Origin of the sequence: Vibrio thalassae, assembly GCF_900089835.1 — a bacterium.
Taxonomy (GTDB): Bacteria; Pseudomonadota; Gammaproteobacteria; order Enterobacterales; family Vibrionaceae; genus Vibrio; species Vibrio thalassae.
Genome location: NZ_OANU01000156.1, coordinates 1 through 2,220 on the forward strand (window position 1 = coordinate 1; position 2,220 = coordinate 2,220).

Here is a 2,220-nt window from a genome sequence, read left to right on the forward strand (position 1 = left end):
ACCATCTAATTAATGCTCTACATCCCCTCACTTCTAACATGCCCCCTATAGCCGTCATCCTCACGAAAGTGAGGATCTCCTACCGCGTGTAGGTGACTGAAAATTGGCGACTAAGTCACGTAATTTGGCTGCGGGACGCGCTGAATGAGATCCCCTTTTTCAAGGGGATGACTGTAATTTTGGGGGATGCTGTGAACACGGAAAGGGGCAGAAGTGAGATAACTCGTGTCTAGCTGATTACGAATTTAAAGCCAAAAATTGATTAAACTTGTTGTCTTCCGACAACTTCGTGTATGAGAGGAATAAAGTTTCATACTAAAAACGCATGTAACTCTGTTCGTACCGTTATTAGAACCGATATGAACATAATTAAAGTTCCATACTAATTGCTATTACCGAGCCAAAATCAGGCTAATGACGAGTATTAAAGTGTCATACCCGTTTTCCCCTAAACCCATTAACACCAGTACCTAGATCACTGATTTATAAACATTCCACTGTTAGCGTGTGTGTTTCTTTATGTAAAACAGGAAATTACACACATGGCACTACCAATGCTTATCGAGGACAAAGACAAAACTTGGATCTTCAAAATCATTACACAGATGCAGATATGGCATTTTGAGATTGGAACACTGCTTGACTGCACTGAGCGAATAACGCACACTGTGATTAACTGTGAGTGATATACGCACATAGAGGAAGATATGACACAAACCACAGAGAAAGAAGCCTTTTCAGCATACTGCCGCGATAGCGTAGGTCTTGACGCAAAAGAGGTGGCAGATTTGGCGAATGTTCCCCGTAGAACTTTTTATGATTGGTGGCGAACTAGACGCACAGCCGTAGAGCTAATTATTGAAGGTATTAAACACCGACAAGAACAAAAAAGTGTGCAGTAATCGCACATTTATTTATTAACTAATGAGCGATATTCGCACACAATAAAGTTATAGGTTAATCAATGAGGGTTACGAAATGACCGCAATTCCACTAGATACACATAAGGCAATCAAGCGTTTACAAAGCGCGGGTATGAATGAAAAGCAAGCCGAAGAAATGGTAAACCTTTTCGGTGAAATGTATGGCAATGAAGCAGCAACTAAAAGTGATCTTGAAGTGCTTCACAAGGACTTAAAAGCTGACTTAAGCGAAATCAAAACAGACTTGTCATGGATTAAAAAATTCATGTTCGGTGTTGGCGTGGCGGTACTTATCGCAGCCCTTAAATACATCTTCTTAGGCTAACCATAGTCGCCCTACGGGGCGGCTGCGACTCTCAGAGAGGGAAAAAAGCGATGAAAATGGCAATGACTTTAAGCTCTAAAGAAATCAGCACAATGAGTGTTGATAATGTGATTCACAGTGCTTCGGAAATTAAAGATCTACTGAATAGTGATTATGATGCGGCTTGCGATGCGTTAAGTGACTTTGCTGGACGTAACGGACTTAACTTTATCTGTGACGAAGAAGAAATTATTGCACTTCAACGAATTTGGTTAGATTTTTCAGCTTTTTCTAACCGCACCGAAGATAAATTTAATATTGATCGCTATCCAATTAAGCGAAGACAGTTTGATGATGATCAGGCATCTGAGTTTCATGAATCCACTACGCTGGTTAATTATTACGAGTACAATTATACATTTTTTGACATTAAGCAATTTGCTCAACTATTCGAGAGCATTACGATTCATGACGTTGATAGTGTAGATGTTAATGGTATGCTCCAATCTCTCATAGACGATGCTAATGCTACATTAGCTTACTGGTCTTACGATTTACGGTTAACTCGCACCGGCTTGAAGATTAACTTTGATTTTGGGTAGCCGTGTTCATCGCAAAGAACGGCATGCAGAAGAATTAAAAGCAAGAAACGAAATTTAGGGGAAAGTAGCCTTTTTGCAGAACTGCAATAAGTAACGGAAACCAAGGCGGCAGCTACCAACTAATTAGGTAACGCTGCCACTTTAGTATGAAACTTTAATACTCAGTATGAATCTTTATTACTGTAAGCGCGCCATAAACCCCGCATTCTAATCGCCAAGTACGAATAATAAGATCAAGTCTCCAACCAAAAGGAGATTTTATAATGGCAAAACGACGTTCTAACCAAGAATGGCAAGCTCTCTTTGAGCAATACGAAAGCAGCAATATTACTCAACGCGTTTTTTGCGAACAGCACGGACTGAGTTTATCGACATTCTTCGCCAAACGGCG

Annotated in this window: 4 protein-coding genes; all 4 read left to right on the forward strand. The window is 40.3% G+C overall.

Annotation, left to right across the window (positions count from 1 at the left end):
• The first annotated feature begins 707 nt into the window (after window positions 1–707).
• The gene (locus VTH8203_RS22965) at window positions 708–902 is read left to right on the forward strand and encodes a hypothetical protein (protein WP_096995704.1); all 195 of its coding nucleotides are present in this window, start codon (window positions 708–710) and stop codon (window positions 900–902) included.
• A 76-nt stretch (window positions 903–978) separates the two neighbouring features.
• Window positions 979–1,248, forward strand: coding sequence for a CCDC90 family protein (locus tag VTH8203_RS22970; RefSeq protein ID WP_070965044.1), 270 nt, complete (start codon window positions 979–981; stop codon window positions 1,246–1,248).
• Between the two features lie 50 nt (window positions 1,249–1,298).
• On the forward strand, window positions 1,299–1,829 hold the full coding sequence (locus VTH8203_RS22975; RefSeq protein ID WP_096995705.1) for a hypothetical protein: 531 nt from the start codon (window positions 1,299–1,301) through the stop codon (window positions 1,827–1,829).
• Window positions 1,830–2,092: 263 nt separating this feature from the next.
• A partial coding sequence (tnpA, locus tag VTH8203_RS22980; RefSeq protein ID WP_442478234.1) for an IS66 family insertion sequence element accessory protein TnpA occupies window positions 2,093–2,220 on the forward strand: 128 nt, incomplete at its 3' end.